General features: G+C 58.0%; 27 protein-coding genes and 1 pseudogene. 10 read left to right on the top strand and 18 right to left on the bottom strand.

The features are described from left to right. The 3 genes from AB3226_RS14260 to AB3226_RS14250 all read right to left on the bottom strand — a co-directional run bounded on the left by AB3226_RS14260 (nucleotide 1) and on the right by AB3226_RS14250 (nucleotide 3,642). Entirely contained in the window at nucleotides 1-1,527 is a 1,527-nt protein-coding gene (locus AB3226_RS14260) for a SulP family inorganic anion transporter (protein ID WP_367373489.1), read from the bottom strand. Between the two features lie 80 nt (nucleotides 1,528-1,607). Then, complete coding sequence (locus AB3226_RS14255) at nucleotides 1,608-2,339, bottom strand: carbonic anhydrase (RefSeq protein ID WP_123356889.1); 732 nt, start codon at nucleotides 2,337-2,339, stop codon at nucleotides 1,608-1,610. Between the two features lie 244 nt (nucleotides 2,340-2,583). Continuing rightward, nucleotides 2,584-3,642, bottom strand: a complete 1,059-nt coding sequence (locus AB3226_RS14250; protein ID WP_367373488.1) for a PA0069 family radical SAM protein — start codon at nucleotides 3,640-3,642, stop codon at nucleotides 2,584-2,586. Nucleotides 3,643-3,870: 228 nt separating this feature from the next. Here AB3226_RS14250 and AB3226_RS14245 point away from each other — a divergent pair, with 228 nt between their 5' ends. Both AB3226_RS14245 and AB3226_RS14240 read left to right on the top strand, forming a co-directional pair. Next, nucleotides 3,871-4,176 (top strand): hypothetical protein, encoded by a 306-nt coding sequence (locus AB3226_RS14245; RefSeq protein ID WP_367373487.1) that lies wholly within the window; start codon nucleotides 3,871-3,873, stop codon nucleotides 4,174-4,176. A 299-nt stretch (nucleotides 4,177-4,475) separates the two neighbouring features. After that, nucleotides 4,476-5,123, top strand: coding sequence for a dual specificity protein phosphatase family protein (locus AB3226_RS14240; protein WP_367375796.1), 648 nt, complete (start codon nucleotides 4,476-4,478; stop codon nucleotides 5,121-5,123). A 46-nt stretch (nucleotides 5,124-5,169) separates the two neighbouring features. Here AB3226_RS14240 and AB3226_RS14235 read toward each other — a convergent pair whose 3' ends face one another. Together AB3226_RS14235 and prlC are read right to left on the bottom strand one after the other, a co-directional pair. Next, nucleotides 5,170-5,457, bottom strand: coding sequence for a YheV family putative zinc ribbon protein (locus tag AB3226_RS14235; protein WP_367373486.1), 288 nt, complete (start codon nucleotides 5,455-5,457; stop codon nucleotides 5,170-5,172). Then, on the bottom strand, nucleotides 5,454-7,544 hold the full coding sequence (gene prlC / locus AB3226_RS14230; protein WP_367373485.1) for an oligopeptidase A: 2,091 nt from the start codon (nucleotides 7,542-7,544) through the stop codon (nucleotides 5,454-5,456). The genes AB3226_RS14235 and prlC overlap by 4 nt, the downstream gene beginning before the upstream one ends. A gap of 62 nt (nucleotides 7,545-7,606) precedes the next feature. On the opposite strand from prlC, the gene AB3226_RS14225 reads away from it, so the two are divergent. Next, nucleotides 7,607-8,152: a gamma carbonic anhydrase family protein gene (locus AB3226_RS14225; RefSeq protein ID WP_007902790.1), complete on the top strand. Its 546-nt coding sequence runs from the start codon at nucleotides 7,607-7,609 to the stop codon at nucleotides 8,150-8,152. A 45-nt stretch (nucleotides 8,153-8,197) separates the two neighbouring features. After that, nucleotides 8,198-8,848, top strand: coding sequence for an HAD family hydrolase (locus AB3226_RS14220; RefSeq protein WP_367373484.1), 651 nt, complete (start codon nucleotides 8,198-8,200; stop codon nucleotides 8,846-8,848). Nucleotides 8,849-8,959: 111 nt separating this feature from the next. On the opposite strand, the gene AB3226_RS14215 is transcribed toward AB3226_RS14220, so the two are convergent. Beyond that, a complete protein-coding gene (locus tag AB3226_RS14215; RefSeq protein ID WP_367373483.1) occupies nucleotides 8,960-10,051 on the bottom strand; it encodes an aminopeptidase in 1,092 nt (363 codons plus the stop codon). Nucleotides 10,052-10,109: 58 nt separating this feature from the next. Here AB3226_RS14215 and AB3226_RS14210 point away from each other — a divergent pair, with 58 nt between their 5' ends. Both AB3226_RS14210 and AB3226_RS14205 read left to right on the top strand, forming a co-directional pair. Next, nucleotides 10,110-10,526, top strand: a complete 417-nt coding sequence (locus tag AB3226_RS14210; protein WP_008008024.1) for a hypothetical protein — start codon at nucleotides 10,110-10,112, stop codon at nucleotides 10,524-10,526. Between the two features lie 40 nt (nucleotides 10,527-10,566). After that, nucleotides 10,567-10,986 carry a hypothetical protein gene (locus AB3226_RS14205; RefSeq protein ID WP_367373482.1) on the top strand — a complete coding sequence of 140 codons (420 nt, stop codon included), beginning with the start codon at nucleotides 10,567-10,569 and terminating at the stop codon, nucleotides 10,984-10,986. Between the two features lie 6 nt (nucleotides 10,987-10,992). On the opposite strand, the gene AB3226_RS14200 is transcribed toward AB3226_RS14205, so the two are convergent. Both AB3226_RS14200 and AB3226_RS14195 read right to left on the bottom strand, forming a co-directional pair. Next, nucleotides 10,993-11,226, bottom strand: coding sequence for a DUF1161 domain-containing protein (locus AB3226_RS14200; protein WP_048397315.1), 234 nt, complete (start codon nucleotides 11,224-11,226; stop codon nucleotides 10,993-10,995). A 166-nt stretch (nucleotides 11,227-11,392) separates the two neighbouring features. Beyond that, complete coding sequence (locus AB3226_RS14195) at nucleotides 11,393-11,824, bottom strand: OsmC family protein (RefSeq protein ID WP_123500562.1); 432 nt, start codon at nucleotides 11,822-11,824, stop codon at nucleotides 11,393-11,395. A 238-nt stretch (nucleotides 11,825-12,062) separates the two neighbouring features. On the opposite strand from AB3226_RS14195, the gene AB3226_RS14190 reads away from it, so the two are divergent. Then, entirely contained in the window at nucleotides 12,063-13,064 is a 1,002-nt protein-coding gene (locus AB3226_RS14190; protein ID WP_367373481.1) for an LLM class flavin-dependent oxidoreductase, read from the top strand. A 64-nt stretch (nucleotides 13,065-13,128) separates the two neighbouring features. On the opposite strand, the gene AB3226_RS14185 is transcribed toward AB3226_RS14190, so the two are convergent. Further along, nucleotides 13,129-13,353: a DUF1161 domain-containing protein gene (locus AB3226_RS14185; protein ID WP_367373480.1), complete on the bottom strand. Its 225-nt coding sequence runs from the start codon at nucleotides 13,351-13,353 to the stop codon at nucleotides 13,129-13,131. Nucleotides 13,354-13,483: 130 nt separating this feature from the next. Beyond that, nucleotides 13,484-13,699 carry a dodecin gene (locus tag AB3226_RS14180; RefSeq protein ID WP_007902773.1) on the bottom strand — a complete coding sequence of 72 codons (216 nt, stop codon included), beginning with the start codon at nucleotides 13,697-13,699 and terminating at the stop codon, nucleotides 13,484-13,486. 155 nt (nucleotides 13,700-13,854) lie between these two features. Here AB3226_RS14180 and AB3226_RS14175 point away from each other — a divergent pair, with 155 nt between their 5' ends. Beyond that, nucleotides 13,855-14,181, top strand: coding sequence for a YqjD family protein (locus AB3226_RS14175; RefSeq protein ID WP_007902771.1), 327 nt, complete (start codon nucleotides 13,855-13,857; stop codon nucleotides 14,179-14,181). On the opposite strand, the gene AB3226_RS14170 is transcribed toward AB3226_RS14175, so the two are convergent. Next, complete coding sequence (locus AB3226_RS14170) at nucleotides 14,178-15,071, bottom strand: LysR family transcriptional regulator (RefSeq protein ID WP_367373479.1); 894 nt, start codon at nucleotides 15,069-15,071, stop codon at nucleotides 14,178-14,180. The two genes, AB3226_RS14175 and AB3226_RS14170, sit on opposite strands and share 4 nt — an antisense overlap. A gap of 112 nt (nucleotides 15,072-15,183) precedes the next feature. On the opposite strand from AB3226_RS14170, the gene trpB reads away from it, so the two are divergent. Both trpB and trpA read left to right on the top strand, forming a co-directional pair. Continuing rightward, nucleotides 15,184-16,419: a tryptophan synthase subunit beta gene (gene trpB / locus AB3226_RS14165; protein WP_007902766.1), complete on the top strand. Its 1,236-nt coding sequence runs from the start codon at nucleotides 15,184-15,186 to the stop codon at nucleotides 16,417-16,419. Continuing rightward, entirely contained in the window at nucleotides 16,419-17,231 is an 813-nt protein-coding gene (gene trpA, locus AB3226_RS14160; protein ID WP_367373478.1) for a tryptophan synthase subunit alpha, read from the top strand. The genes trpB and trpA overlap by 1 nt, the downstream gene beginning before the upstream one ends. A 336-nt stretch (nucleotides 17,232-17,567) precedes the next feature. Here trpA and AB3226_RS14155 read toward each other — a convergent pair whose 3' ends face one another. From AB3226_RS14155 to AB3226_RS14125, 7 genes and pseudogenes are all read right to left on the bottom strand, one after another. Then, nucleotides 17,568-19,529, bottom strand: a complete 1,962-nt coding sequence (locus AB3226_RS14155; protein ID WP_367373477.1) for a DUF4105 domain-containing protein — start codon at nucleotides 19,527-19,529, stop codon at nucleotides 17,568-17,570. Then, on the bottom strand, nucleotides 19,526-19,846 hold the full coding sequence (locus AB3226_RS14150; protein WP_008008047.1) for a DUF2388 domain-containing protein: 321 nt from the start codon (nucleotides 19,844-19,846) through the stop codon (nucleotides 19,526-19,528). Before AB3226_RS14150 ends, AB3226_RS14155 begins: the two co-directional genes overlap by 4 nt. A 28-nt stretch (nucleotides 19,847-19,874) precedes the next feature. Next, nucleotides 19,875-20,192 carry a DUF2388 domain-containing protein gene (locus tag AB3226_RS14145; RefSeq protein WP_367373476.1) on the bottom strand — a complete coding sequence of 106 codons (318 nt, stop codon included), beginning with the start codon at nucleotides 20,190-20,192 and terminating at the stop codon, nucleotides 19,875-19,877. A 107-nt stretch (nucleotides 20,193-20,299) separates the two neighbouring features. Then, complete coding sequence (locus tag AB3226_RS14140; RefSeq protein WP_007902756.1) at nucleotides 20,300-20,617, bottom strand: DUF2388 domain-containing protein; 318 nt, start codon at nucleotides 20,615-20,617, stop codon at nucleotides 20,300-20,302. A gap of 136 nt (nucleotides 20,618-20,753) precedes the next feature. After that, a pseudogene (locus tag AB3226_RS14135) lies at nucleotides 20,754-20,963 on the bottom strand (DUF1127 domain-containing protein). Nucleotides 20,964-21,223: 260 nt separating this feature from the next. Beyond that, on the bottom strand, nucleotides 21,224-21,439 hold the full coding sequence (locus tag AB3226_RS14130) for a DUF1127 domain-containing protein (RefSeq protein ID WP_030129620.1): 216 nt from the start codon (nucleotides 21,437-21,439) through the stop codon (nucleotides 21,224-21,226). Nucleotides 21,440-21,758: 319 nt separating this feature from the next. After that, on the bottom strand, nucleotides 21,759-23,252 hold the full coding sequence (locus AB3226_RS14125; protein ID WP_367373475.1) for an acetyl-CoA hydrolase/transferase family protein: 1,494 nt from the start codon (nucleotides 23,250-23,252) through the stop codon (nucleotides 21,759-21,761). Nucleotides 23,253-23,346: the final 94 nt, after the last annotated feature.

The raw sequence follows: 23,346 nt of genomic DNA, 5'->3' as shown, positions 1-23,346 counted from the left end.
TTAACCGGCTGAACCTACTCCGGTTGTAGTTCGCAACCGTCCTTCAAGCCTGCGCTTCAACCCTCGTGCTTCAATTAACAGCTTCGAACCCTTGGCCGCATTGGCCCGGCCCCACTCCTCCAGCAACTCCAGGCACGAGTGATCGATGTAACTCAGGTTATTGAGCGGCACATGCACCGTTGCGCCTGCCGGAATGCTCCCCAGCACTTGGGTCAACGCCGGTACCTTGAGGAAGGTCGCCGCCCCCACCAGTCGCAGCTCCATCTTGCCGTCCGCCGGCAGATCGATCAGGCTGATTTTCAGACGCGAAGCCTTCCAGGCCAGTTTGGCCAGTGTCAGGCCGAAGCCGATCAATACGCCGGTCAACAGGTCGGTGAAGATGATTGCCAGTGCGGTCGCCGCATACGTGAACATCGGCATCCGGCCATAACGGCCCAGACCGCGAAAGGCCTTGAGGTCCACCAGTTTGAAACCGGTATAAACCAGAACCCCCGCCAGACTCGCCACCGGAATGCTTTGCAACACGCTCGACAGCAGCAGCACGAAAGCCAGCAACCACAGACCATGAAACACGGTCGATAGTCGAGTAGTAGCGCCGGCCTGAACGTTGGCCGAGCTGCGCACGATTACCCCGGTCATCGGCAGCGCGCCGAGCAGTCCGCACAGCATGTTGCCCACACCTTGCGCCGACAGTTCACGATCGAAGTCCGAGCGCTGGCCGTTGTGCATTCGGTCCACGGCGGCGGCCGAGAGCAAGGTTTCGGCACTGGCGATAAAGGCCACGGCGAAGGCGGCGATCAGCAGAGTCGGGTCGGCGAGATTGAGCAAGTCCGCCGGGCGCAGCCAATCGATGGCTTCTGCCAGGTTGGCCGGGACTTCCACACGCTTGACTTGCAATGCGAGCATCAGGCTGGCGACCGTTGCCAGACCAACCCCCAGTAATGCTCCAGGAACGAAACGCAGGGAATGCGGACGGAATTTTTCCCACAGCCACATCACGGCAATGGTCGACAGCCCGAGCAAACCCGCTTGCCAGCCAAACGACGGCAAAGCCTGAATCACTGCAGCGGGGAAGGCCGCCAGATTATCCAGCCCCGAAGGCTTGGGCACAGCATCGAGCATCACATGCACTTGTGACAGCACGATCAGCACCCCAATCCCGGCGAGCATGCCGTACACCACCGCCGGCGCCGTGACCCGAAACCAGCAACCCAGTTTCAGGCGCCCGGCCACCAATTGCAGAAAACCCGCCAGCAGCAGGATCGGCCCGAGCATGGCAATACCATGCTGGCGCACCAGTTCGAACACCAATACCGCCAGACCCGCCGCCGGGCCGCTGACTTGCAGCGGCGATCCGGCAAGCCAGCCGACCACCAGGCCACCGATGATGCCGGTGATCAGACCTTTGGCCGGCGGCAGCCCCGAGGCGATGGCGATACCCATGCACAAGGGCAGGGCGACCAGAAACACAACCACCGAAGCCAGTAGCTCCCGTGGCAGAACAGCTTTTAGTTGAGCAGCACGCATGGTGACTCTCCCGAAGTTTTCTTCAGGCATGGCAAAGCAGGCTGCCAGATCAGCAGCCTCGGCTAAACCACACGGAGGATTTAGAAGCGCGCTTTAGGCGTCGCCACCGGAATCGGATGACTGCCATCGAGCGGCAGGAAACACCCCTGATCCGCGTCGTAAGCTTTGATTTCGCTGGTTTCGATGTTGTAGACCCAACCATGGATAAACAGCTGACCATTGGCCATGCGCGAGGCCACCGACGGGTGTGTGCGCAAATGCTGCAACTGAGCGATCACATTCTCCTCAGTGAGGATATGCATGCTCTCGTTTTCGTCAGTGCAATGGCAATTGTCTTGAACCATGGTTTTCGCCACTTCCGCATGACGCAGCCAGGCCTTTACCGTCGGCATCTTTTCCAGGCTCTGTGGGTTGAGCACTGCACGCATGGCGCCACAGTCAGAGTGCCCGCAGATAATGATGTGCTGCACGCCGAGAGCCAGCACCGCGTATTCGATGGCCGTGGAAACACCGCCGTTCATTTGCCCATAGGGCGGCACGACGTTGCCGACGTTGCGGGTCACGAACAAGTCGCCGGGGGCGCTTTGGGTAATCAGTTCGGGAACGATGCGTGAATCGGCACACGCGATGAACATCGCTCGAGGCCGCTGGGCCGTGGCGAGTTTTTTGAAGAGTTCTTCCTGCTGTGGAAAGATCTCGTGATGAAAATGCAAAAAGCCGTCAACGATATGCTGCAGCGCTGCATCGGCGGTTTCCGCCTCGGGTTGGGCTGAAGCCGACGCAGCCAACGGCTGTTTATCCTTGTCACTCATGATTCATCCTCTTTGGCGGAGTCAGGGAATTTTCCCGTTTTGTCCGGTATGAAGCCAGTGGCTGTTTAAAAAACGTCCAGGTCGAAAGGCCAGACCCGTCAGTCACTCGATGAACAAGGTAGCGGTTGAAACTTAACTCAAACTGAATAAAACGCTCTAGAACGAGTGTTCCAGGTCACCAAAAACGTGACCAGCCTAAACGCGGCGTATCGTTTTCTCTACTCAACCATAGGGCCAATTGTCCTTAAATCAACGACATTTGGCGACCCGGCGGACAAAAGGCTTCGCAATCCAGATTGAAACCTTCCCGACGATTGAGCCCCAGGCGTTTGATGGTTTTGGCGAAGCGCTGCGCCAACAGATCCGCAAACGGTCCTTCACCGCGCATTCTGGCACCGAACCGGCTGTCGTAGAGCTCACCACCACGGCTTTGGCGAATCAGGCTCAACACATGAGCTGCACGCTGAGGATAGTGGGCAGCCAGCCACTCTTCGAACAGCGGCGCCACTTCCAGCGGCAGGCGCAACATCATGTAGGCCGCACTTTGCGCGCCGGCCGCATGGGCTTCGGTCAGCAGGCTTTCGAGTTCGCTGTCGTTGATCATTGGAATCATCGGTGAGCACAAAACTCCCACCGGAATCCCGGCTTCGCGCATCACCCGGATGGCCCGCAGTCGTGCCTTGGGTGCCGCGGCGCGAGGTTCGAGAATGCGTTTGAGTTCATCATCCAGCGTGGTCAGGCTGATCATCACCGCCACCAGCCTTTGTTCGGCGAGTTCGGCCAACAAGTCCAGATCGCGAAGAATCAGCGAGCCCTTGGTGATGATGGTCACCGGATGGCGGTAACGCAGCAGCACTTCGAGAGTCTTGCGGGTGATTCTGTGTTCACGTTCGATGGGCTGATAGGGATCGGTATTGGAACCCAGATTGATCGGCGCGCATTGATAGCCGCGCTTGGACAGTTGTTCTTCCAGCACATCGGCGGCGTTGGTCTTGGCGATCAGTCTGGTTTCGAAATCCAGCCCCGGTGACATATCCCAATAGGCGTGGCTGGGCCGTGCGTAGCAATAGATGCAGCCGTGCTCGCAGCCGCGATAGGGATTGATCGAACGATCGAACGGCAGATCTGGCGAGTTATTGCGGGTGATGATGGTTTTCGCCGTCTCAATGCGCACCTCGGTGCCTTGGGTGATCGGCGCTTCCTGATACCAGCCGTCATCCTCGGCCACTGAACAGTTAGGCGCAAAGCGGTTGTGCGGGTTGGTGGCGGTACCGCGGCCACGGGGTGGCAGAGGCGTATTCATCGACAAAGTCCAATGGCTGTATGTGCATACAGTATCCGAAGGTCAGGTGACAGACTAGTGCCGTTCGGCAGCTTCATACCTTAGGTAACCATATTAACTAACACGATGAATTGTGCTCCGCAGTAGTCATCGCGAGAAACAGATATAAAGTGGTGCGCTTACAATAAATACCATTACTATCCATTCCACACGAAGTTGTCGTGGATCAATAATTAGAAGGATCTAATCATGTCGTTTTTTAATCAGCGCGGTATTTTTTTACAACTGCTGGCGCCAAATATCACCAGCCCTCGTGAAGCCCGGGTATCGATGCAACTTGCACGTAAAGAGTTGGAGTGGGATGCGGTAAATAAGGTGGAGACCACAGCACTGGTCGACTCCGTCTATGTGACAGCGGTTTCCAACGATGCTGGCCGGTCCTTCACGATCAAGACCATCAACAGCGATGTGGATGGGGACGGCGATATTGATAATGATGACAGGGCTAAACTTCTGGCTTTGGCCAAGGCTTATTCCAGCATTGTAAATCCCTGAAGTTTATAGTTATTGCCAAACCTGCATGAGTGTACGTGCAGGTTTGGCTTATCTCCCTTTGCTGATTCAGTCCCGTGCCGGAGTGAGTCTCGAAACTAATGCATCACTGAACGTCAGAGTTTTTTCTGTATATAACGTCAATCAGCGAAGTCGGTACTTTGACTGCAACACCCTGGATGACCCTCTGTGTCGGAAATCAGCTATTTATTCACGATTCTTTGACAGTGGCCTCACAGGCCTTTGACTGCCCCGGGTTCAGGATGTCGGTTACTTCTTCACCCTTTACGGTCAACCTGAGCATGCCCCTACTGCGCCTTTTACCCGCGATGCTCTTTTTGTCGCTGGCCGCACTTTTCAACCTGACGCTGGCCCATGCGGACGACTCGGCTTTACCTCGTCCCTCGGAGTGGGCTCAACCGGTAGAAGCCAAATACAACCTTTTTAAAATGTCCCCGACGCTGTACCGCAGTGCATTGCCCGACCGCACAGCGCTACCGTTGCTGGAGAAACTCAAGGTCGGCACTGTCATCAATTTCCTGCCCGAATCGGACTCAACCTGGTTGTCCACACCCGGAATCACCCGGCTACAGCTGCCCTACCGCACCAATCACGTGGATGACAGCGATGTACTCAAGGCCCTTCGCACAATTCAGACCGCCGAGGCCAAAGGCCCTGTGCTTATGCATTGCAAGCACGGCTCTGACCGCACCGGCCTTATGGCCGCAATGTATCGGGTGGTCGTGCAGGGCTGGAGCAAGGAAGATGCCTTGAGTGAAATGACCCAAGGCGGCTTTGGTGACAGCACCCATTTCAAGGATGGTGTGCGTTACATGATGCAGGCCGATGTCGACAAACTTCGTACGGCGCTGGCCAATGGTGATTGCAGCACCAGCCCATTTGCCAGTTGCTCGATGAAGAACTGGTTCAAATCGGCCCATGTCGAGTAAGTAATACCTCCCACTGCATGGCGCAGTGGAAGGTGGTTTCCAGCACTCAGTGTTGCTCGTCTGGGTTCTTCTTCAGCTTCGGGTTCGGGAAAAACTGCACGGCCTGAACCTTGGCGTCCGGCACCTTGAGTGCCGAGGTATTGACCCGCGTGCCCAATTCCTTGGGCACCGACAGACCTTGTTCATTCAGCGTGTCGGAATAACCGCAGGCCACGCACTCGCGGTGCGGAACGGCGTCTTCGCTCCACATCATCAATTTGTCCGGCTCGCTGCAGGCCGGGCAGACCGCCCCGGCGATAAAGCGTTTTTTGGTAATCACAGATCCCTCACTCATGCTGCCGCGTCCTCACTCAGGCCGCTGTGGCGCAAGAGTGCGTCAATCGATGGCGCACGGCCACGGAAGTCGACGAACAGCACCATCGGTTCTTGGGAACCGCCCCGCGCCAGGATCGCTTCACGGAACGCACGACCGGTCTCGGCATTGAGCACGCCGTCTTCTTCGAACTTCGAGAAGGCATCGGCCGACAATACTTCAGCCCATTTATAGCTGTAGTAACCCGCCGCGTAACCGCCGGCAAAGATGTGGGCGAAGCTGTTGGGGAAGCGGTTGTAGGCCGGCGGACGCATGACCGAGACCTCATCGCGCACGCCTTCGAGCACTTGCAGCACACTGCGACCGTCGTCGTGGGTGGCGTGCAGTTCGAAGTCGAACAGCGAGAACTCCAACTGGCGGACCATCATCAGGCCGGACTGGAAGTTCTTCGCCGCGAGCATTTTCTCCAGCAAGTCCTGAGGCAACGGCTCGCCGGTTTCGTAGTGACCGGAAATCAGCGCCAGGCCTTCTGGCTCCCAGCACCAGTTTTCCATGAACTGGCTTGGCAGCTCGACCGCATCCCAAGCCACGCCATTAATGCCGGACACGCCAGCATGCTCGACGCGGGTCAGCAGGTGATGCAGGCCGTGACCGAATTCGTGGAACAGCGTAGTCACTTCATCGTGGGTAAGCAGGGCCGGTTTACCGCTGTCGGCCGGGGTGAAATTGCACACCAGATTCGCCACCGGGCTTTGCAGCACGCCGTTGATCGTGCGGCGATGATCGCGAGCGCCGTCCATCCAGGCACCGCCGCGCTTGTTGGCGCGGGCATACAGGTCGAAGAAGAACCGGCCGACGTGCTGGCCGTTTTCCTTGATTTCGAACAGGCGAACGTCCGGATGCCAGGTATCGAAGCCTTTCAGCTCGGCGATCTCGATGCCGTACAGGCGCTGGACGATGCTGAACAAGCCTCCCAGAACCTTGTCGATCGGGAAGTAAGCACGAAGGGTTTCCTGGGCGACGCTATAGCGCTGTTCGCGAAGTTTTTCACCGTAGAAACCGCTGTCCCAGCTTTGCAGGTCCGGGCAACCTTGTTCGGCGGCATAGGCCTTGAGCTGTTGCAGATCCTGGGCGGCGAACGGCTTGCTGCGTTTGGCCAGGTCGCGCAAGAAACTCAGCACCTGATCGTTGGACTCGGCCATTTTGGTGGCCAGGCTCAGCTCCGAGAAGCTGGAGAAACCCAATAGCTTTGCCAATTCCTGACGCAGGTCGAGGATTTCTTCCATGACCGGGCCGTTGTCATTCTGACCGGCATTCGGCCCTTGGTCCGACGCACGGGTGCAGTAGGCGGCGTAGACTTCTTCACGCAGGGCGCGGTCCTGGGCGTAGGTCATCACCGCGTAGTAACTCGGGAATTCCAGGGTGATCAACCAGCCTTCCAGCTCTTTGGCTTGCGCGGCGGCGGCCATTTGCGCCTTGGCCGACTCTGTCAGGCCGGCGAGGGCGGCTTCGTCGGTGACGTGCTTGGTCCAGGCCTGGGTGGCGTCGAGCAATTGATTGGAGAAGCGGCTGCCCAGCTCCGACAGTTTGCTCTGCACATCGGCGTAACGCTTTTGCTCTGGCGCAGGCAGGTCGATACCCGACAGGCGGAAGTCACGCAGGGCGTGTTCCAGGATGGTTTTCTGCGCCACGTCGAAACCGACGGCCTCTGGGCTGTTGGCCAGCGCTTCATAGGCCTGAAACAATTCGCGGTTCTGGCCCAGTTCGGTGGCGTATGCGCTCAAGGCCGGCAGGCAGGACTCGTAGGCTTCGCGCAACTCGGCGCTGTTGCACACGGCATTGAGGTGGCTGACCGGGCTCCAGGCGGCGCCCAGACGATCGTTGAGTTCATCCATCGCCAGCACCAGGCCGGCCCAGGTCGGTTGTGTGCCTTGGGTTTGGAGGATATCGACGATGGCGGCGCGGTTGTCAGCCAGGATCTTTTCAATGGCCGGTTGCACGTGTTCGGCACGGATCGCCGAGAACGGCGGCAGGTCGTAGGACTGCAGAAGAGGGTTGTTCACGCTCACGGTTGGCACCTTGGCTGGAAAACATGCGGGAAGAAACATGGCCCCATCTTAATTACAATCGACGCTCACCGCAGCTATCAGCAAAAGAGAGAGAGCCTATCGTGACCCTTCGCAAGTATCAGAACCACACGCCGCTGCTGGGCAAAGGCGCCTTTGTCGACGGCTCGGCAGTGGTGATCGGCGACGTCGAAATCGGCGAAGACAGCTCTGTCTGGCCGCTGACGGTGATCCGCGGCGACATGCATCGCATCCGAATCGGTGCGCGCACCAGCGTGCAGGACGGCTGCGTGTTGCACATTACCCACGCCGGACCATTCAACCCCGATGGCTTCCCGCTGTTGATCGGTGACGATGTGACCATCGCGCATAAAGTCATGCTTCATGGTTGCGCCGTGGGTAACCGGATTCTGATCGGCATGGGCAGCATCGTCATGGACGGTGCGGTGGTCGAGGACGATGTGATCATCGGCGCTGGCAGCCTGGTACCCCCGGGCAAGCGCCTGGAAAGCGGTTTCCTTTATGTCGGTAGCCCGGTGAAACAAATCCGGCCGCTGACTGACAAGGAAAAAGCCTTTTTCACCTACAGCGCGGCGAACTACGTGAAGCTCAAGGATCTGCATCTGGCCGAAGGCTACGACCAGCTCTAAGCCTCTTGATAATAGAAAGCGTCTCGTTATTGCCCAGGAATTTTCATGCATTACCAAACCGTACTGTTCGACCTCGATGGCACGCTGACTGATCCGCGTGAAGGCATCACCCGTTCCATCCAGTTCGCCCTAAGCAAATTGGGCATCGATGAGCCGGACCTGACCAGGCTCGAGCACTTCATCGGCCCGCCGTTGTTGCAGGCGTTCATGCAGTTCTACGACTTCGACGAGCCTAAGGCCTGGGAAGCGGTGAACTTCTATCGTGAGCGCTTCAAGGTCACCGGGCTGTATGAGAACCGGGTGTTCGACGGCGTCATGCCGCTGTTGGAAACCCTCGGTGGGCAAGGGCGACAGCTGTACATCGCGACTTCCAAGCCATGGATTTTCGCCCGGGAAATCGCCCGGCATTTCGACTTCGCCAAGCATTTCAAAGTGATCTACGGCAGTGAGCTGGATGGCACGCGGACCAACAAGGTCGAGCTGATTGCGCACTTGATGAGCGAAGAAGGCCTGGACCCGGCCAACACGCTGATGATTGGCGACCGTAAACACGATCTGATCGGCGCTCGCAGCAATGGACTGGACGCGGCGGCGGTGGGTTATGGGTTTGGCAGCCGGGAAGAGTTGAGCGCAGAAGCGCCGGCGTATCACTTTGAAACGCTGGAGGAGATGCATCAGGCGTTTTTGCAGCGCTGATCAAAACCCTTCGCGGGCAAGCCCGCTCCCACAGGGATTTGTGTTTGGCCAAGGGACATTGGCATACACTGATCGAATGTGGGAGCGAGGCTTGCCCGCGAAGAGGCCCGCTCAGCCACCGGGGCTCTTTGATCCCGCCAGCACTTTCAACGTCGCCTTACGCTCCCCAACCGGCATTGCGCCCAATTTCTCCACCGCAGCATAAAACCTCACCCAATCCCCATCGACCTGCCCGAACAATGCGGCAAACGCCGGCACCCATTGGTCGTACAAACCAAACGGCAGTAGCCTGGCATTGTTCATCGGGGTGTTGATCCAGGCGTCATAGCGTTTGTTCCCGGCCCATTGGCTGTCGCGTAACGTCCGGTATTCACGGCGCAATTGTTCGAACTCTGCGGCTTTGCGCTCGCGCATTTGCTCTGCCAGCAGCGGCAAGGCGTAAATCTGTTCCAACCTCTTGCGGGTGTTTAGAACCAATTGGATGAACTGATCGCGTTGCTGCCCCAAAACTCCATTATCCGGCGGCATGCCGCGGAATGTGCGCCATTGGCGAGTGCCTTCCTGCTCGACGAAGGTGGCGAAGGACTCGTTGAACTCGGTGTCGTCTTTCACATAAAAACGTTGATGTGCGAGTTCGTGAAAAATCAGCGTCGCCAGCCGTTCGTCGCCCCAACCCATCATTGAGCTCATGATCGGGTCGTTGAACCAACCGAGCGTCGAATAGGCCTCGACGCCGCCAATCGACACGTCCATACCTTGCAACCGTTGCAACGCGGCCTCACCGCGGGCAGCGCTCTGGCTGTAATACCCGCGATAGGCGACGCAGCCAGCGATGGGGAAGCAATGGTTCTGCGGCTTCAGGGAAAACTCCGGCGTGGCAAAGACGTTCCAGACTACAAACGGTCGGCCGATGTCGGCGTACAGGCGGTAGCTCTGGTTGTCCGGCAGGTGCAGATGTTGGCTGGCGAATGTCCGGGCCTTTTGTGATTGCGCCAGATGCACGCGCAATTGCTGATCGCGGCCGGGATCGGCAATCACACTGGATACCGGCTCCCGTGCCCGCAGCAAGTGCAGCTGACCACTGGCCAGTTGGCCGTAATAGCTGATGCTGGTGCAGCCGTTCAATAACAAAAGAAACATCCCCGGAAACAAAATGCGTAAAACGCGATCAAGTAACCCAAGGCTTGGACGCGGCCTGATCAAAATGAATCATCCCTGGAAAGTCTGCCCGCAAGACTATCCCGCCTATTGGAGCTCCGCTATGCGTAAGTTGATGCTGACGGGAGGCCTGCTGATGCTGGCCGGTTGTGCTGGACTGCCCACCCCTGATCCTTCGCAGGCATGGATCGATCTGGATTCACGGCAGGAAGACACCGCTCTGCAAGCCGTGGAAGTCGATGACAAGGCTTCCATCGATAAGCGCTACTTCGAGGTGCAGCCGGGTAGCCATGAGCTGACGGTTCGCTACTTGTTCGCAGTCCAGCCGACCAACATTGGCCCCGACGCCGAGCCGCTGTGGCGCGACTGCCAGTTGAATGTGAAATTCAAGGACTTCAACGCCGGTCAGCGGTATCAGCTGCAAGCGGGGTATATCGGCTTTCGGCCGTGGGCGAAGCTCTACGATCAACAGCGAAAAGTGATTGGGCAGGGCACACCGGCAGGCTGCCAACGTACTTGATCGACGCTATGCTGAATTATCAGTCCTTGGGAAATTCATCATGCGCAGGTTGTTGCTGTTGCTCGCTGCAGGCGCCTTTGTCGGTTGCACGAGTCCGTTGCCGGCGGTCGATCCGCAGATGGCCTGGGTCGACTTCGCTACGCCGAGCCCCGGCGGGAAACTGCTGATGGCCGAACGGCTGGACAACCAGCGGCTGAGCGACGGGCGTTACTTCCAGGTCACCCCGGGTAGCCATGAACTGAGGGTACGTTTCGATTTTGAAGTGTTTGGTGGCGGCTCGGGCTTGATGAATGCTCCGCTGGAGCGGCTGTGCTACCTGACCATCAACTACGACCATTTCGAGGCCGGCCAGCGTTATCTGCTGGAAGCGCGTTCTATAGCGTTCACCCCCAGCGCCCGGCTGTACAACGCCAAGCGGGAGATTGTCGCCGAAGATCGGCTGAGCAATTGCGTCATGTGAGACGAATCAACGGTCATTTTTTTGGTAAATGATTTTCTTGGTGCCGCCTTCGCATGAGCCGACGACCATGTTCTGATCGTGAACTTCGTCGTTGGTGACGATTTCCAGGGTGTAGGACGAGACGTTATTGGCCTGAATCTTGGCTTCGATCTCGGCCTTGAGTTCCTCACAGGATTTCGGTGCCGCGAGGGCCGATGTGGCCAGCGTGCAACAGATAACCGCCAAGGCAAAACGTTTCATGGTTGAAGCTCCCTTAGGGCAGCGCGCAGGGTGATGCGCTGAAGCTGCTGTCATTTATTCGACCACAGTTTTGTCTGTCAGGTTATGTTTCAGGGCAAAAAAAGACCGCAACCTGCGCAAGGGAGCCCGCGAAGGCCGCGATCTTTTATAAGCGATCAACCCATTATCAGCTGACCAACGTCGCATCCAGGCTGATTTTCGCATTCAGCACTTTGGACACCGGGCAGCCTTCTTTGGCCTTGTTGCTCAGTTCCTCGAATTGCGCCTGGGTCGCCCCGGGGATTTTCGCCTTGAGAATCAGCTTTACCGCTGTGATTGCAAAGCCACCGTCTACCTGGTCCAGGGTAACTTCGGCAGTGGTGTCGATACTGTCGGCCTTAAGGTTGGCCTCGCCGAGAATCATTGAAAACGCCATGGAGAAACAGCCCGCGTGAGCCGCGCCGATCAGCTCTTCCGGATTGGTGCCTTTACCCCCTTCGAAACGGGCCTTGAAGCCGTAGGGCGCTTCTCTGAGGACGCCGGTTTCCGTGGAAATCGAGCCGATACCGGTTTTCAGATCACCTTCCCAATGAGCCGATGCTTTCTTTGTGATAGCCATGTCTGCCTCCTCAAGATCCGGCGCGAAACGTCGCGCCTTCGTGGTTTTCGGTTACCAGGGTTCTGAGGATAGACCGTCAGGCAAAGTTCACCTCATCTGATCGGTCCTCTAATCGCGTAGGAATTTTGTCGCTCCTATTGAAACTCGGGTATATGCCCTCATTGCATAGAACACGCTTATAGACTCGGCAGGTTTTCGTTCGTGAAAAAACCTGCTTACCCATTGGAGAAGCAGGTTTATGAAACGACTATCCGATATCAAGTTCTCGACCCTCGATCTGGTGCCCGTGCGGGAGAACGGCAGTGCGGCCCAGTCCCTGCACAATTCCCTGGACCTGGCGCAGCACGTCGAAAAATTCGGCTACAACCGCTTCTGGGTTGCTGAGCACCACAACATGGACGGGATCGCCAGTTCGGCGACCTCGGTCCTGCTGGGTTATTTGGCTGGCGGCACTTCGACCATTCGTGTCGGTTCGGGTGGTGTGATGCTGCCCAACCACGCGCCGCTGGTGATCGCCGAGCAGTTCGGCACCCTTGAAAGTCTGTATCCGGGTCGGATCGACCTGGGCCTGGGGCGTGCCCCCGGCTCCGATCAGATGACCGCCCGCGCTTTGCGTCGTGAGCGCTCCGGCAGTGCCGACGACTTCCCGGAAGACGTGACCGAACTAATGCGCTACCTCGGCCCACGCACGCCAGACCAGCGGATCATTGCCATGCCGGGTACCGGCACTAATGTCCCGATCTGGTTATTGGGTTCGAGCCTGTTCAGTGCCCAACTGGCCGGTGAGCGCGGTTTGCCCTACGCCTTCGCCTCACATTTCGCACCGCGCTTCATGCACGAGGCGATTCGCGTTTACCGCAACCACTTCAAGCCTTCTGCGGTTTTGGATAAGCCTTACGTGATGCTCGGCGTGCCGTTAGTGGCAGCGGATACTGATGAGCAGGCCGATTACCTGGCCACCTCGGTCTACCAGCGGATTCTCGCATTGATGCGTGGCCAGAGCCTGGTGCAACGCCCGCCAGTGAAGACCATGGACGGCTTGTGGCTGCCCCATGAGAAAGAAGCGGTCGGTGATTTCCTTGGCCTTGCGATGGTCGGCAGCCCGCAGAAAATCCGCGCCAAGCTGGAAGTGTTGATCGAACAGACTCAGGCCGATGAGCTCATTTTCACCTGTGACCTGTACGAACATGCCGATCGCCTGCACTCCTATGAATTGCTGGCGCAGGTCATGAAGGGTTGAAGCGCAAACAGCGCTCACAAAAAAGCCGACGCCATTGCGTCGGCTTTTTCATTTTCGAGGGCAGTCAGCCCTGCTTGTAAACGATTTGCCTGGAGCCTTTTTCACAGGTGCCGACGACTTTTCCGTCAGCTGCAGCGCCTTTGTCGACGATCTCCAGTGTGTAATTGGAAATACCCTTGGCATCCAGTTTCGCTGCGATTTCGGCTTTCAGCTCTTCGCACGGTTTGCCCTGGGCAAAGGCTGTTCCCGCAAGGCTCAACAAACCTACTGCCAAAATAAACTTCTTCATCGGTTGCACTCCTTGGTCGGAACAATAGGGTGAGGACATCCAGCCATCGGCCGGAGGCGCTCGCCACGTAGCGCTTTGCCAATCCCTATGGCAGTCGGCCGGCGCGCAAGTTCAGAAGGCTGGCTTAAGCTCAGCTACTGGCAATCCGGAATCCGACTTTGAGCGTCACCTGGAAGTGTGCAGCTTTCCCGTCCTTGATGTGCCCACGGGTTTCGGTCACTTCAAACCATTCCATGTACTTGAGGCTTTTGTTGGCTTCGGCCAGGGCATTGTTGATGGCATCTTCAATGCTGGTGGTGGATGAGCCAACCAGCTCGACTTTCTTGTAGGTGTGATGGTCAGTCATGGCGTTCTCCTAAGGGTGTGAAATACAGCCTAGCAGTGATTTTTTTTATTTCTTCTGTCGACCAATTCGAGGTGGAAGTTCAGATTTACTGCACTTTCTCGAACCCCTGAAGTCCCAACCAACACACGCAACTCAAACAATGCAGGAGAGCCACCATGGCCAATACCTCGTTACGCAAAGCCTCATTGCAAAGCATGGAAGCCGAAATCGAGAGTCTGCTGAAATCGTTGGAAAGCCTGAAGGACGATGCCTCGGACGAGTCGCGTAAAACCCTTAAAACGCTGAAAATCAACGCCGAAAACGCGCTGAAACATTCGCGTCATCTGCTCTCCGATGCTTATGAAGAGGTCAAGGTCAAAACCCGTGAAACCGGGATCGCGACACGTGATTACGCCCAGGAACACCCTTGGACTACCGCCGGTGTCGCCGTTGGTGCATTGGGTCTGCTCGCGGCCTACCTGCTGTGCAAACGCGGTAATTAAGGCGCCTGGCGCAGTTCGTTTTTAAGCCATTGCGCCAATTGCCGAGCGCGCCCGTCCGCGGCGCGCTTGGGTAGCCACAACGCCAGTTGCGCCGGGGTTTCACAGAAACCCCATGGCGCAACCAGGCGACCGGCTTTCAAATCCTCGGCCACCAGCGGCTCGGGCGCGATGGCTACACCCAGTCCGGCCACTGCCGCCTCCAGCAAATAATACAAATGCTCGAACCCCTGACCGTACTTCAACGCCTTGGCGTCGAGGCCGCTTTGCTGTGCCCAACTCGGCCAGGCTTGCGGGCGTGAGGTGGTGTGCAGCAAGGGTTCGGTCAACAGTGCGTTTGCCGGTGCGTTCTGCAGCCTTTCGTAGCCGACGAATCGTGGGCTCATGACCGGGCCGATGCGTTCGCTGGCCAATTCGTAGACCTGCATGTCCGCCGGCCAGGGCGGCTCGGCAAATACCAACAAGGCATCCAGGCCGGGTCGCCGTGGATCGAGATCGCCTTCGCCAGCCGACAGATGCAAACGCAGATCCGGCAGGTCCGCATTGAGCCGCCCCAAACGCGGAATGAACCAGCGCGCCAGCAGGCTGCCCGAGCAGCCGAGTACGAACGGCGCATCGGCGGTGCTTTGGGTCAGTTCGGCGCAAACGCTGCGCAATCGCTCAAAGGCTTCACCGCTGACATCGCGCAAACGGACACCGGCATCTGTGAGTTTCAGGCCGCGTCCTTCCTTGATGAACAGACTCACGCCGAGGTGTTCTTCCAGCACCTTGAGTTGTCGGCTGACCGCACCATGAGTGACGTGCAGCTGTTCGGCGGCCTGACTGACGCTGTTCAGGCGGGCAGTGGCTTCGAAGGCACGAAGGGCGTTCAGTGGAGGAAGGTCGTGGCTCATTGGATCTGTGAGTTTTCCTGACAGGTTGTGGCGATCTTATCGGTTTTCAGTGCGGGATGTCAGGGGTAGAGTGAACCCCATCGTCACCTCTCGAATACAACTGGAGCGACCCATGACCCAGACTAATCTGCGCAACGGCCCCGACGCCAACGGCCTGTTTGGCGCGTTCGGCGGCCGTTACGTCGCCGAAACCCTGATGCCGTTGATCCTCGATCTGGCCCGCGAATACGAAGCGGCCAAGGAAGATCCGGCGTTCAAAGAAGAATTGGCCTACTTCCAGCGTGATTATGTCGGACGTCCAAGCCCACTGTATTTCGCCGAGCGTCTGACCGAGTTCTGTGGCGGCGCGAAGATTTACCTCAAGCGCGAAGAGCTGAACCACACCGGCGCGCACAAGATCAACAACTGCATCGGTCAGATCCTGCTGGCGCGGCGCATGGGCAAAAAACGCATCATTGCTGAGACCGGCGCTGGCATGCACGGCGTGGCGACCGCCACCGTGGCTGCGCGTTTCGGCCTCGATTGCGTGATCTACATGGGCACCACCGACATCGAACGTCAGCAAGCCAACGTGTTTCGCATGAAGCTGCTGGGCGCCGAAGTGATCCCGGTGGTCGCTGGCACCGGCACCCTCAAAGATGCGATGAACGAAGCCCTGCGTGACTGGGTAACCAACGTCGACAGCACCTTCTACCTGATCGGCACCGTGGCCGGCCCACACCCGTATCCCGCCATGGTTCGCGACTTCCAGGCTGTGATCGGCAAGGAAACCCGCGAGCAATTGCAAGCCCAGGAAGGCCGTCTGCCCGACAGCCTGGTGGCGTGCATTGGCGGTGGTTCCAACGCGATGGGCCTGTTCCACCCGTTCCTCGATGACAAGAGCGTCGAGATTATCGGCGTCGAAGCTGCCGGTTATGGCATCGAAACCGGCAAGCACGCGGCCAGCCTGAACGGCGGCGTACCGGGTGTTCTGCACGGCAACCGTACTTTCCTGTTGCAGGACGATGACGGCCAGATCATCGACGCTCATTCGATTTCCGCCGGCCTCGACTATCCGGGTATCGGCCCGGAGCACGCCTGGTTGCATGACATCGGCCGCGTCCAGTACACCTCGGTAACCGACGATGAAGCCCTCGACGCGTTCCACAAATGCTGTCGTCTGGAAGGGATTATTCCTGCACTGGAAAGCGCCCATGCCCTGGCCGAAGTGTTCAAACGCGCACCGACGTTGCCGAAAGATCACTTGATGGTGGTCAACCTGTCTGGCCGTGGTGACAAAGACATGCAGACCGTGATGCACCACATGGAACACTCTCAACAAGAGCAATCCAAGCAGGAGAAACACTGATGAGCCGCCTGCAAACGCGTTTTGCCGAACTCAAGGAACAGAACCGCGCCGCCCTGGTGACCTTCGTGACCGCTGGCGACCCGAGCTACGACACGTCTCTGGCGATTCTCAAAGGCTTGCCGGGAGCGGGTGCCGACGTGATCGAGTTGGGCATGCCCTTCACCGATCCGATGGCCGACGGCCCGGCGATTCAACTGGCCAACATTCGTGCCTTGGGCGCCAAACAGAACCTGGCGAAAACCCTGCAAATGGTTCGCGAGTTCCGCGAAGGCAATAACGAGACGCCGCTGGTGCTGATGGGTTACTTCAACCCGATTCACATGTACGGCGTGCCGCGTTTCATCGCTGAAGCCAAAGAGGCCGGTGTCGATGGCTTGATCGTGGTCGACATGCCGCCGGAGCATAACGGCGAGCTGTGCGACCCGGCACAGGCGGCGGGCCTGGACTTCATTCGTCTGACCACTCCTACGACTGATGACGTGCGCTTGCCGACAGTATTGAACGGCAGCTCCGGCTTTGTTTACTACGTGTCGGTGGCGGGTGTGACCGGCGCGGGCGCGGCGACTCTGGAACATGTCGAAGAAGCCGTCACCCGTCTGCGTCGCCATACCGATTTGCCGATCAGCATCGGTTTTGGTATTCGCACACCGGAGCAAGCGGCGTCCATCGCGCGTCTGGCCGACGGTGTGGTGGTGGGGTCGGCACTGATCGATCACATCGCCAATGCCTCGACGCCGGATCAGGCTGTGGAGGGCGTACTCAGCCTGTGCGCAGCCTTGTCTGAGGGCGTACGTAAAGCGCGGGTCAGCTGAAGGTACCTGATACACAGGAATTAGCGCCTCGCGGCACAGAGTAAAGAGCAAGACCGAGGGCTTCAGGATTACGTTCTGAGGCCCTTTTGCTGTATGGCTGTGAGGATATTGTGCTGATCGCCGTAGGCACCGGAATTGTTTATGAGATTCTTGATGGGGTTTTGTATTGACCCACAGCTAAGCAATCAGGCGACCCACTGTGGCGAGGGAGCTTGCTCCCCCTGGGGCGCGAAGCGGCCCCAAAATCGACCAGGCACCCTATCGCGCCGGCTTTGCCGTCGAACGGGAGCAAGCTCCCTCGCCACAGAGGATTTTGCTTTCTCGGGGGCTTATGCTTCAGGGCAATTCCAACCCACCCGCAGCCTTGTGCAACTTCCTCAGATGTTCGCCAACCTGCTTCAGGTTGGCTTCGTTGGCGGCCATTTCGGCGGCACGACTCGGCTCGAGCAACGCTCTCACTTCCTTGTCGAGATCCCCGGTCAGCGCTTGAAGCTGCTTCTGGCGCAAGCTGCTTTCTGACTCCAGGCGTGTCCATTCATTCGGCTGCGGCAAACCATAACCACCGGTGCCGAGCAGTTCGGCCGGACGGCTGAGGAAGCCGCTGTTGGCGAGAATCTCCTGCAAGGTCGCATTGGCCTTATCCATGCCGCCATTCTTCAATTCCCGAGCGCCCAGATAACGTTGCTTCACTTCGTCCTGGGCCAGCACCATCTGCTGACGGAAACTGGCCTGCTCCAGCAGCAGCAATGCCGCGCTGGTGCGTAAGTCAGCCTGATCAATCCATTTGCGGCGTTCCTCAGCTTTCAAGGACAGCCAGTCTTCGACCTTGTCCTGCTTGATCGGCAAATGCTTTTTCAGCACTTCGAACATCGCTTGATAACGCTCGCGGAAGGAGTCGAAGCGATAGCCCAGACGCAGTGCTTCGCGGGGATCGTCCAGCACGCTGGTGTCTGCCAATCCGCGGCCCTTGAGCACTTCCAGCAAACCGTTGGGCATGATGCTGTCGAGGCCGACCAGTTGCGTATTGTTGGTGCTGCTGCGCAGTAATTTCAGGCCTTCTACCGCACAGTTGTTGGACAGGAAAAAATAGTTGCCGTCGTAACTCCAGTGCATCTCCGCAGCGTGTTCCACCACGTCTTCGATCTCGCTGTGCGACAGGTTCAGCGGCACCGATGCCAGGCTGCGCAGTTCGGTCTTGGTGTATTCGTCGATCACCTGGGCCAGCGGCAAGACAAACAGGCGCGACGGGTATTTACCCACTAGCCCATCCCAGCTCGACAGCTGTAGGTCACCGACGAAGGCGCGGTAGGACAACACCAGATGCTGATCCAGATCCAGTCGACAATCCGGCCCGCGAGGCCGACCCGGTGCACAGATCACCAGTCGCAGCATGCTGTGGCCCCAGCGACTGACCCAGTTCTGGTTGGCTTCTGCCAATAGATAGTCAACCGCGTAAACCCGCTCCGGATCGACCTGACCCAGTGGCTGCTTGGCGAAGTCGTTACCCGCATTGAGGAAGGCGAATGATTGGGCGCACGTATCTTTTGCGGCGGGCGCCCAACCAAAATGTTCTTTGTAGTAGCGATACAGCGCAGGGCGACGGCAGGCATAGCTTGGGTCGAGGAGGAAATACTCCATATTGACCGCGACGAACTCCTTCGGGCTGCTCGTCTCGTAGATGTCCGGGCTGCGGGCAATCTGCCGGTTGTGCTGTTCGCGCTCGCCGCGCCGACCGACGTATTGCGGCCAGCCGGCCAAATCCAGCAGACGAGGGTCATCGCTGAGGGTCCAGCGCCGCTCCGTCTGCCCACGGCATTGATCGGGGATGCCGATCAGCCCGGAGCTGCTGTTACGTTGGGTGCAACGCTGGATCAGCGTGCGCTCGGCAGCTGGCCACAGGCGCGCACGGTCATAAATGTGGGTGAGTTCGTGCAACACCGTGGCGAGCATTTCCCGGCGCACAGTGCCGTGGGGGCGATACGTTTTTTGGGTCGCGGCGCTGCCGTTGGTGAGGCTGGCGAGCAGATTGCGATTCAGGTCCAGCTCGGATACCAGCGACGCCTGACCGTAAGCATCGCTCGGCATGTCGTCGGTCCAGCCGACATCAATGCGCCGGTCCAGTTGCTCGATGAAGCGCGGCGGTAACGCCTGCATGGCTTCATCAAGCAGCGCCTGACTGGCCTGCTGTTGCGCGGGGCTCAGACCGTCGGTCTTGAGCCGTAGTTGCAGGCCGGCCTGAGCCGTATTGCCGAGCAGCAATACAACCCCGGCCAACAGCCAGGCGCCTAGCGACTTCACAGTGCGAGGATAGCTTCGGCGAGAACCTGATCACTGGCGTCGCGGGCTTCCGGTACGCGGGTGCGCAAGGTGTCGAAGGCCGCTTCCAGGTGCGCGCCGCGGATTTCACCGTCGCTGGCGACGAAACTGGCCGCATCGTCGTGGGCTTCACGGACAATTTTCGAATCACGGATGGACGTGGTGGTATCGGACGTGAAATCAAGCGTGCGTTGGGAGGCACGAATGATGATGTTACTGGTGGCTACCAGGGTGTGCGCTTGGGCCACGTCGGCCAACAACAGCAGGCCAAGGGTGGCAGCAATCAGCGGGCTACGCATGGAACGACTCCGGAGGAACAAGGGATAACTATTGGACGAGAATTGCCTCTGCCAGTTCAAGGTCGCTGGCATGAAGTTTTGGCTGGGTCCGACGCAGGTAAATCAAGGCGGCCTCCAGTTGCGATCCTCGCAGTTGACCGTCACTGGCAATGAACGCGGCAGCGTCATCCCGGGCGGCGATCAGCAGTTTATGGTCGAAGGGTGCGGAGCTCACCATGCTGGAGGCATAACCACTGGCCACGGTGCCTTGCGTAGATAGGTTGAAAGCGTCGAAGGCATCGGCCGAACCCGACCAGCAAGCCGCAAGAAAAACCGCAGTGATCGAAAGATTGGAAAGAAAACGCATGAGACTCGATAGCTGAAAGCGAGTCCCAAGGCTAGCGTAATGCCCGGGCTAGAGCCAGTGCCGAAACATTGGGACACGACGGGCGTGTCCCACTTCCGAGCTGTCGCTTAGATCGTCAGGATGGCTTGGGCCAGCTGTGCGTCGGTCGCATTCAGTTGTGGAGTCTGTTGGCGGATATGGTCGAGCGCGCTTTCCAGTTTCACGCCACGAATAGCGCCTTCACTGGCGACGAAGCTGGCGGCATCGTCACGAGCAGCACGGACGATTTTGTCGTCGCGAAAGGAAGACGAGACATCCGACGTTGCGTCAGAGGACGCCTTCAGTCCACCAACAATGGAATCGGTGGTCACGATAAAACTGGTGGCGTGGGAATTGGCAGCAACGGCAAGCAGGGCGGCAGCGCTGAGCAGACGTAGACGGGACATGGGGTAGCTCCTTTGGATAGACCGATTTAGAGGTGGCTCGGGATCAGACGCCTGTCGTAAAGCGTTCGCCACGTTCTATCTGGATATTAGGCCTGTGCACCTCGGTTAGAACAGTCCTGTCTGTTAATGGAGAAAGCTAGCGCCAGAAGGGTTTGTCTACTTCGTTGAGGCGGTCGGCATGCTGATGCCCAAATCCGAGAGCTGTTGATCATTGAGTTGGCCCAGTAACCGTCGGGTGCGAGCCCTTTCCAGGCTGTCGGTGAGCGCTCTCGGTAATCCTCGAAGCCTTGGCCAAGCGGGGCTTCGCTTGAGGTATGACGATCGAAACATTTAGTAAGTTATTTATGGGCGCAGTCCTTTTGCCAACGTGTCGGGATTCAATGGTGAACCCCCTTACGCCTGCGGGCACAGACTCACTCCGATGAAATTGTACTTGTTCAACTGGTACAAATCATAAACTGTACCTATTGGTGGTTTTCTCTTCTGTACGGCCGAATATGAAAGCTCCAAAACGACAAAACCCGTCGTGGTTTCCCACGACGGGTTTTGTTTGTTCAATTCGGGTGCTGGCGGTGGATCCGGAGGATCAGAGCCAGCGACGCTAACTTAGCGCCAGAACGGCTTGCTCAGCTCTTCGTAGCGTTGTGCTTCGCTAATCCCGGCATCAGCCAGCAGACGCGAATCCAGACGAGCCAGTTGATGGCGGCTGGTAATGCGGCGCTGCCACAGCATCAGGTTGGCGATAACGCGCAGAGGCATGGAAGCCTGGGTTTTTGCAGCAGTATCTTCGAAGAACAGTTCGGAACTGAGTGTACGTTCCATGGTTGACATCCTTCCGCTTATGGCGGGATTAGGTAGTGGTTTAACTGATGCCAATGATCCTCTCGTTTGGCCAGTCTCTGTAGATACAGTTGACCTGTATTGTGAGCGACCAGTTAACTGTTAAAAGGCAGTGTACTGGTCGAAATTGAGGCAACTGTACCTGTCCGCACTGATACGGTGCATTTTTGCTCAATTCTGCGCAAAGGGTAGGAAAATACTGTAGGAAAAGACCGGTACAGCAGTACAGTTTTTGGCAGTGTGGAGTGTTATCACCGCGAGCTGACGAAACTGTGTTTGCGTCAGCTGCAATCTGTATCAATTACACCGCCAGCATGCGCCCGGTTTCTTCCAGGTTTATGTGCCAACTCAGGGCATCGCGAAGGATGTGCGGGGTATGCCCGCCGACTGCGCAAGCGGCAGTGAAGTAGTCATTCAAGGCTGGTCGATAGTCCGGGTGAACGCAGTTGTCGATGATGACCCGGGCGCGCTCACGCGGGGCCAGGCCACGCAAGTCGGCCAGGCCTACCTCGGTCACGAGAATGTCGACGTCATGTTCTGTGTGGTCGACGTGGCTGACCATGGGGACCACGCTGGAAATCGCGCCACCCTTGGCAATCGACTTGGTGACAAAGATCGCCAGGTGCGCATTGCGCGCGAAATCGCCTGAGCCGCCGATGCCATTCATCATCCGCGTGCCGCATACGTGGGTGGAGTTGACGTTGCCGTACAGGTCGAACTCCAGAGCAGTGTTGACGCCAATAATGCCCAAGCGCCGCACCACTTCGGGATGGTTCGAGATTTCCTGGGGGCGCAGCACCAGCTTGTCCTTATAGTGCTCCAGATTCCCGAATACATCGGCATTGCGCCGGCTCGACAGGGTGATCGAACTGCCGGAAGCAAAGCTCAGCTTGCCGGCGTCGATTAGGTCGAAAGTCGAATCCTGCAGCACTTCGGAGTACATGGTCAGGTCTTCGAACGGCGAGTCGATCAAGCCGCACATCACCGAATTGGCGATGGTGCCGATACCGGCTTGCAGCGGGCCGAGCTTGTTGGTCATGCGCCCGGCAGCCACTTCTTGTTTGAAGAAATCGATCAGGTGATCAGCGATGGCCTGAGTGTCACTGTCCGGCGGCAAGACAGTGGACGGCGAGTCAGACTGATTAGTGATCACGATCGCGACGATCTTTTCTGGCGGTATCGGGATGGCGGTGCTGCCGATGCGGTCGTCTACCTTCACCAGCGGAATAGGCGTACGGGTCGGCCGATAGGTCGGGATATAGATGTCGTGCAAACCTTCGAGATTCGGGTTGTGAGCCAGATTAATCTCGACGATCACGTGTTTGGCGAAAATCGCGAAACTGGCCGAGTTGCCTACCGAGGTGGTCGGCACGATATGGCCCTGCTCGGTGATTGCCACGGCTTCGATCACTGCGATGTCCGGTAGCTTGAGTTGTTGGTTACGCAGTAGCTCTACGGTTTCCGACAGGTGCTGGTCGATGAACATGACCTCGCCGGCATTGATCGCCTTGCGCAGGGTGCTGTCCACCTGGAACGGCATACGTCGCGACAGTACGCCGGCTTCAGTCAGTTGTTTGTCGAGGTCGTTGCCCAGGCTGGCACCGGTCATCAGGGTGATTTTCAGCGGTGCGACCTTGGCACGCTCGGCCAGGGCATGAGGCACGGCCTTGGCTTCGCCGGCTCGGGTAAAGCCACTCATGCCGACTGTCATGCCGTCCTGAATCAGAGCGGCAGCGTCGGAGGCGCTCATTACCTTGTCCAACAATGAAGGCAAGCGAATACGGTCACGGTACATAATTGTTTTCTCGGGGCAACGGAAGCAAGGTACGCAGTCTAGTGAATTTGATCAGTGCCCGTCCCGCTACCAAGGTCGCATTCGAGGCGTCTAT

It is taken from the genome of Pseudomonas lini (assembly GCF_964063345.1).
In the GTDB taxonomy this organism is placed as follows: domain Bacteria; phylum Pseudomonadota; class Gammaproteobacteria; order Pseudomonadales; family Pseudomonadaceae; genus Aquipseudomonas; species Aquipseudomonas lini_B.
The sequence above is the reverse complement of the archived record's forward strand: the minus strand, read 5'-3'. Positions and strand labels throughout refer to the sequence as shown.

Bases quoted from the DNA above. Each gene is read 5' to 3' on its own strand.
- AB3226_RS14170 (WP_367373479.1), bottom strand. From the start codon at position 15,071: ATGAGCCACGACCTTCCTCCACTGAACGCCCTTCGTGCCTTCGAAGCC.
- AB3226_RS14250 (WP_367373488.1), bottom strand. From the start codon at position 3,642: ATGAATACGCCTCTGCCACCCCGTGGCCGCGGTACCGCCACCAACCCG.
- AB3226_RS14190 (WP_367373481.1), top strand. From the start codon at position 12,063: ATGAAACGACTATCCGATATCAAGTTCTCGACCCTCGATCTGGTGCCC.
- AB3226_RS14210 (WP_008008024.1), top strand. From the start codon at position 10,110: ATGCGTAAGTTGATGCTGACGGGAGGCCTGCTGATGCTGGCCGGTTGT.
- AB3226_RS14255 (WP_123356889.1), bottom strand. From the start codon at position 2,339: ATGAGTGACAAGGATAAACAGCCGTTGGCTGCGTCGGCTTCAGCCCAA.
- AB3226_RS14140 (WP_007902756.1), bottom strand. From the start codon at position 20,617: ATGTCCCGTCTACGTCTGCTCAGCGCTGCCGCCCTGCTTGCCGTTGCT.
- AB3226_RS14205 (WP_367373482.1), top strand. From the start codon at position 10,567: ATGCGCAGGTTGTTGCTGTTGCTCGCTGCAGGCGCCTTTGTCGGTTGC.
- AB3226_RS14130 (WP_030129620.1), bottom strand. From the start codon at position 21,439: ATGGAACGTACACTCAGTTCCGAACTGTTCTTCGAAGATACTGCTGCA.
- prlC (WP_367373485.1), bottom strand. From the start codon at position 7,544: ATGTTTCTTCCCGCATGTTTTCCAGCCAAGGTGCCAACCGTGAGCGTG.
- AB3226_RS14195 (WP_123500562.1), bottom strand. From the start codon at position 11,824: ATGGCTATCACAAAGAAAGCATCGGCTCATTGGGAAGGTGATCTGAAA.
- AB3226_RS14240 (WP_367375796.1), top strand. From the start codon at position 4,476: ATGCCCCTACTGCGCCTTTTACCCGCGATGCTCTTTTTGTCGCTGGCC.
- AB3226_RS14200 (WP_048397315.1), bottom strand. From the start codon at position 11,226: ATGAAACGTTTTGCCTTGGCGGTTATCTGTTGCACGCTGGCCACATCG.
- AB3226_RS14260 (WP_367373489.1), bottom strand. From the start codon at position 1,527: ATGCGTGCTGCTCAACTAAAAGCTGTTCTGCCACGGGAGCTACTGGCT.
- AB3226_RS14220 (WP_367373484.1), top strand. From the start codon at position 8,198: ATGCATTACCAAACCGTACTGTTCGACCTCGATGGCACGCTGACTGAT.
- AB3226_RS14175 (WP_007902771.1), top strand. From the start codon at position 13,855: ATGGCCAATACCTCGTTACGCAAAGCCTCATTGCAAAGCATGGAAGCC.
- AB3226_RS14150 (WP_008008047.1), bottom strand. From the start codon at position 19,846: ATGCGTAGCCCGCTGATTGCTGCCACCCTTGGCCTGCTGTTGTTGGCC.
- AB3226_RS14235 (WP_367373486.1), bottom strand. From the start codon at position 5,457: ATGAGTGAGGGATCTGTGATTACCAAAAAACGCTTTATCGCCGGGGCG.
- AB3226_RS14125 (WP_367373475.1), bottom strand. From the start codon at position 23,252: ATGTACCGTGACCGTATTCGCTTGCCTTCATTGTTGGACAAGGTAATG.
- AB3226_RS14180 (WP_007902773.1), bottom strand. From the start codon at position 13,699: ATGACTGACCATCACACCTACAAGAAAGTCGAGCTGGTTGGCTCATCC.
- AB3226_RS14185 (WP_367373480.1), bottom strand. From the start codon at position 13,353: ATGAAGAAGTTTATTTTGGCAGTAGGTTTGTTGAGCCTTGCGGGAACA.
- AB3226_RS14145 (WP_367373476.1), bottom strand. From the start codon at position 20,192: ATGCGTTTTCTTTCCAATCTTTCGATCACTGCGGTTTTTCTTGCGGCT.
- trpB (WP_007902766.1), top strand. From the start codon at position 15,184: ATGACCCAGACTAATCTGCGCAACGGCCCCGACGCCAACGGCCTGTTT.
- trpA (WP_367373478.1), top strand. From the start codon at position 16,419: ATGAGCCGCCTGCAAACGCGTTTTGCCGAACTCAAGGAACAGAACCGC.
- AB3226_RS14245 (WP_367373487.1), top strand. From the start codon at position 3,871: ATGTCGTTTTTTAATCAGCGCGGTATTTTTTTACAACTGCTGGCGCCA.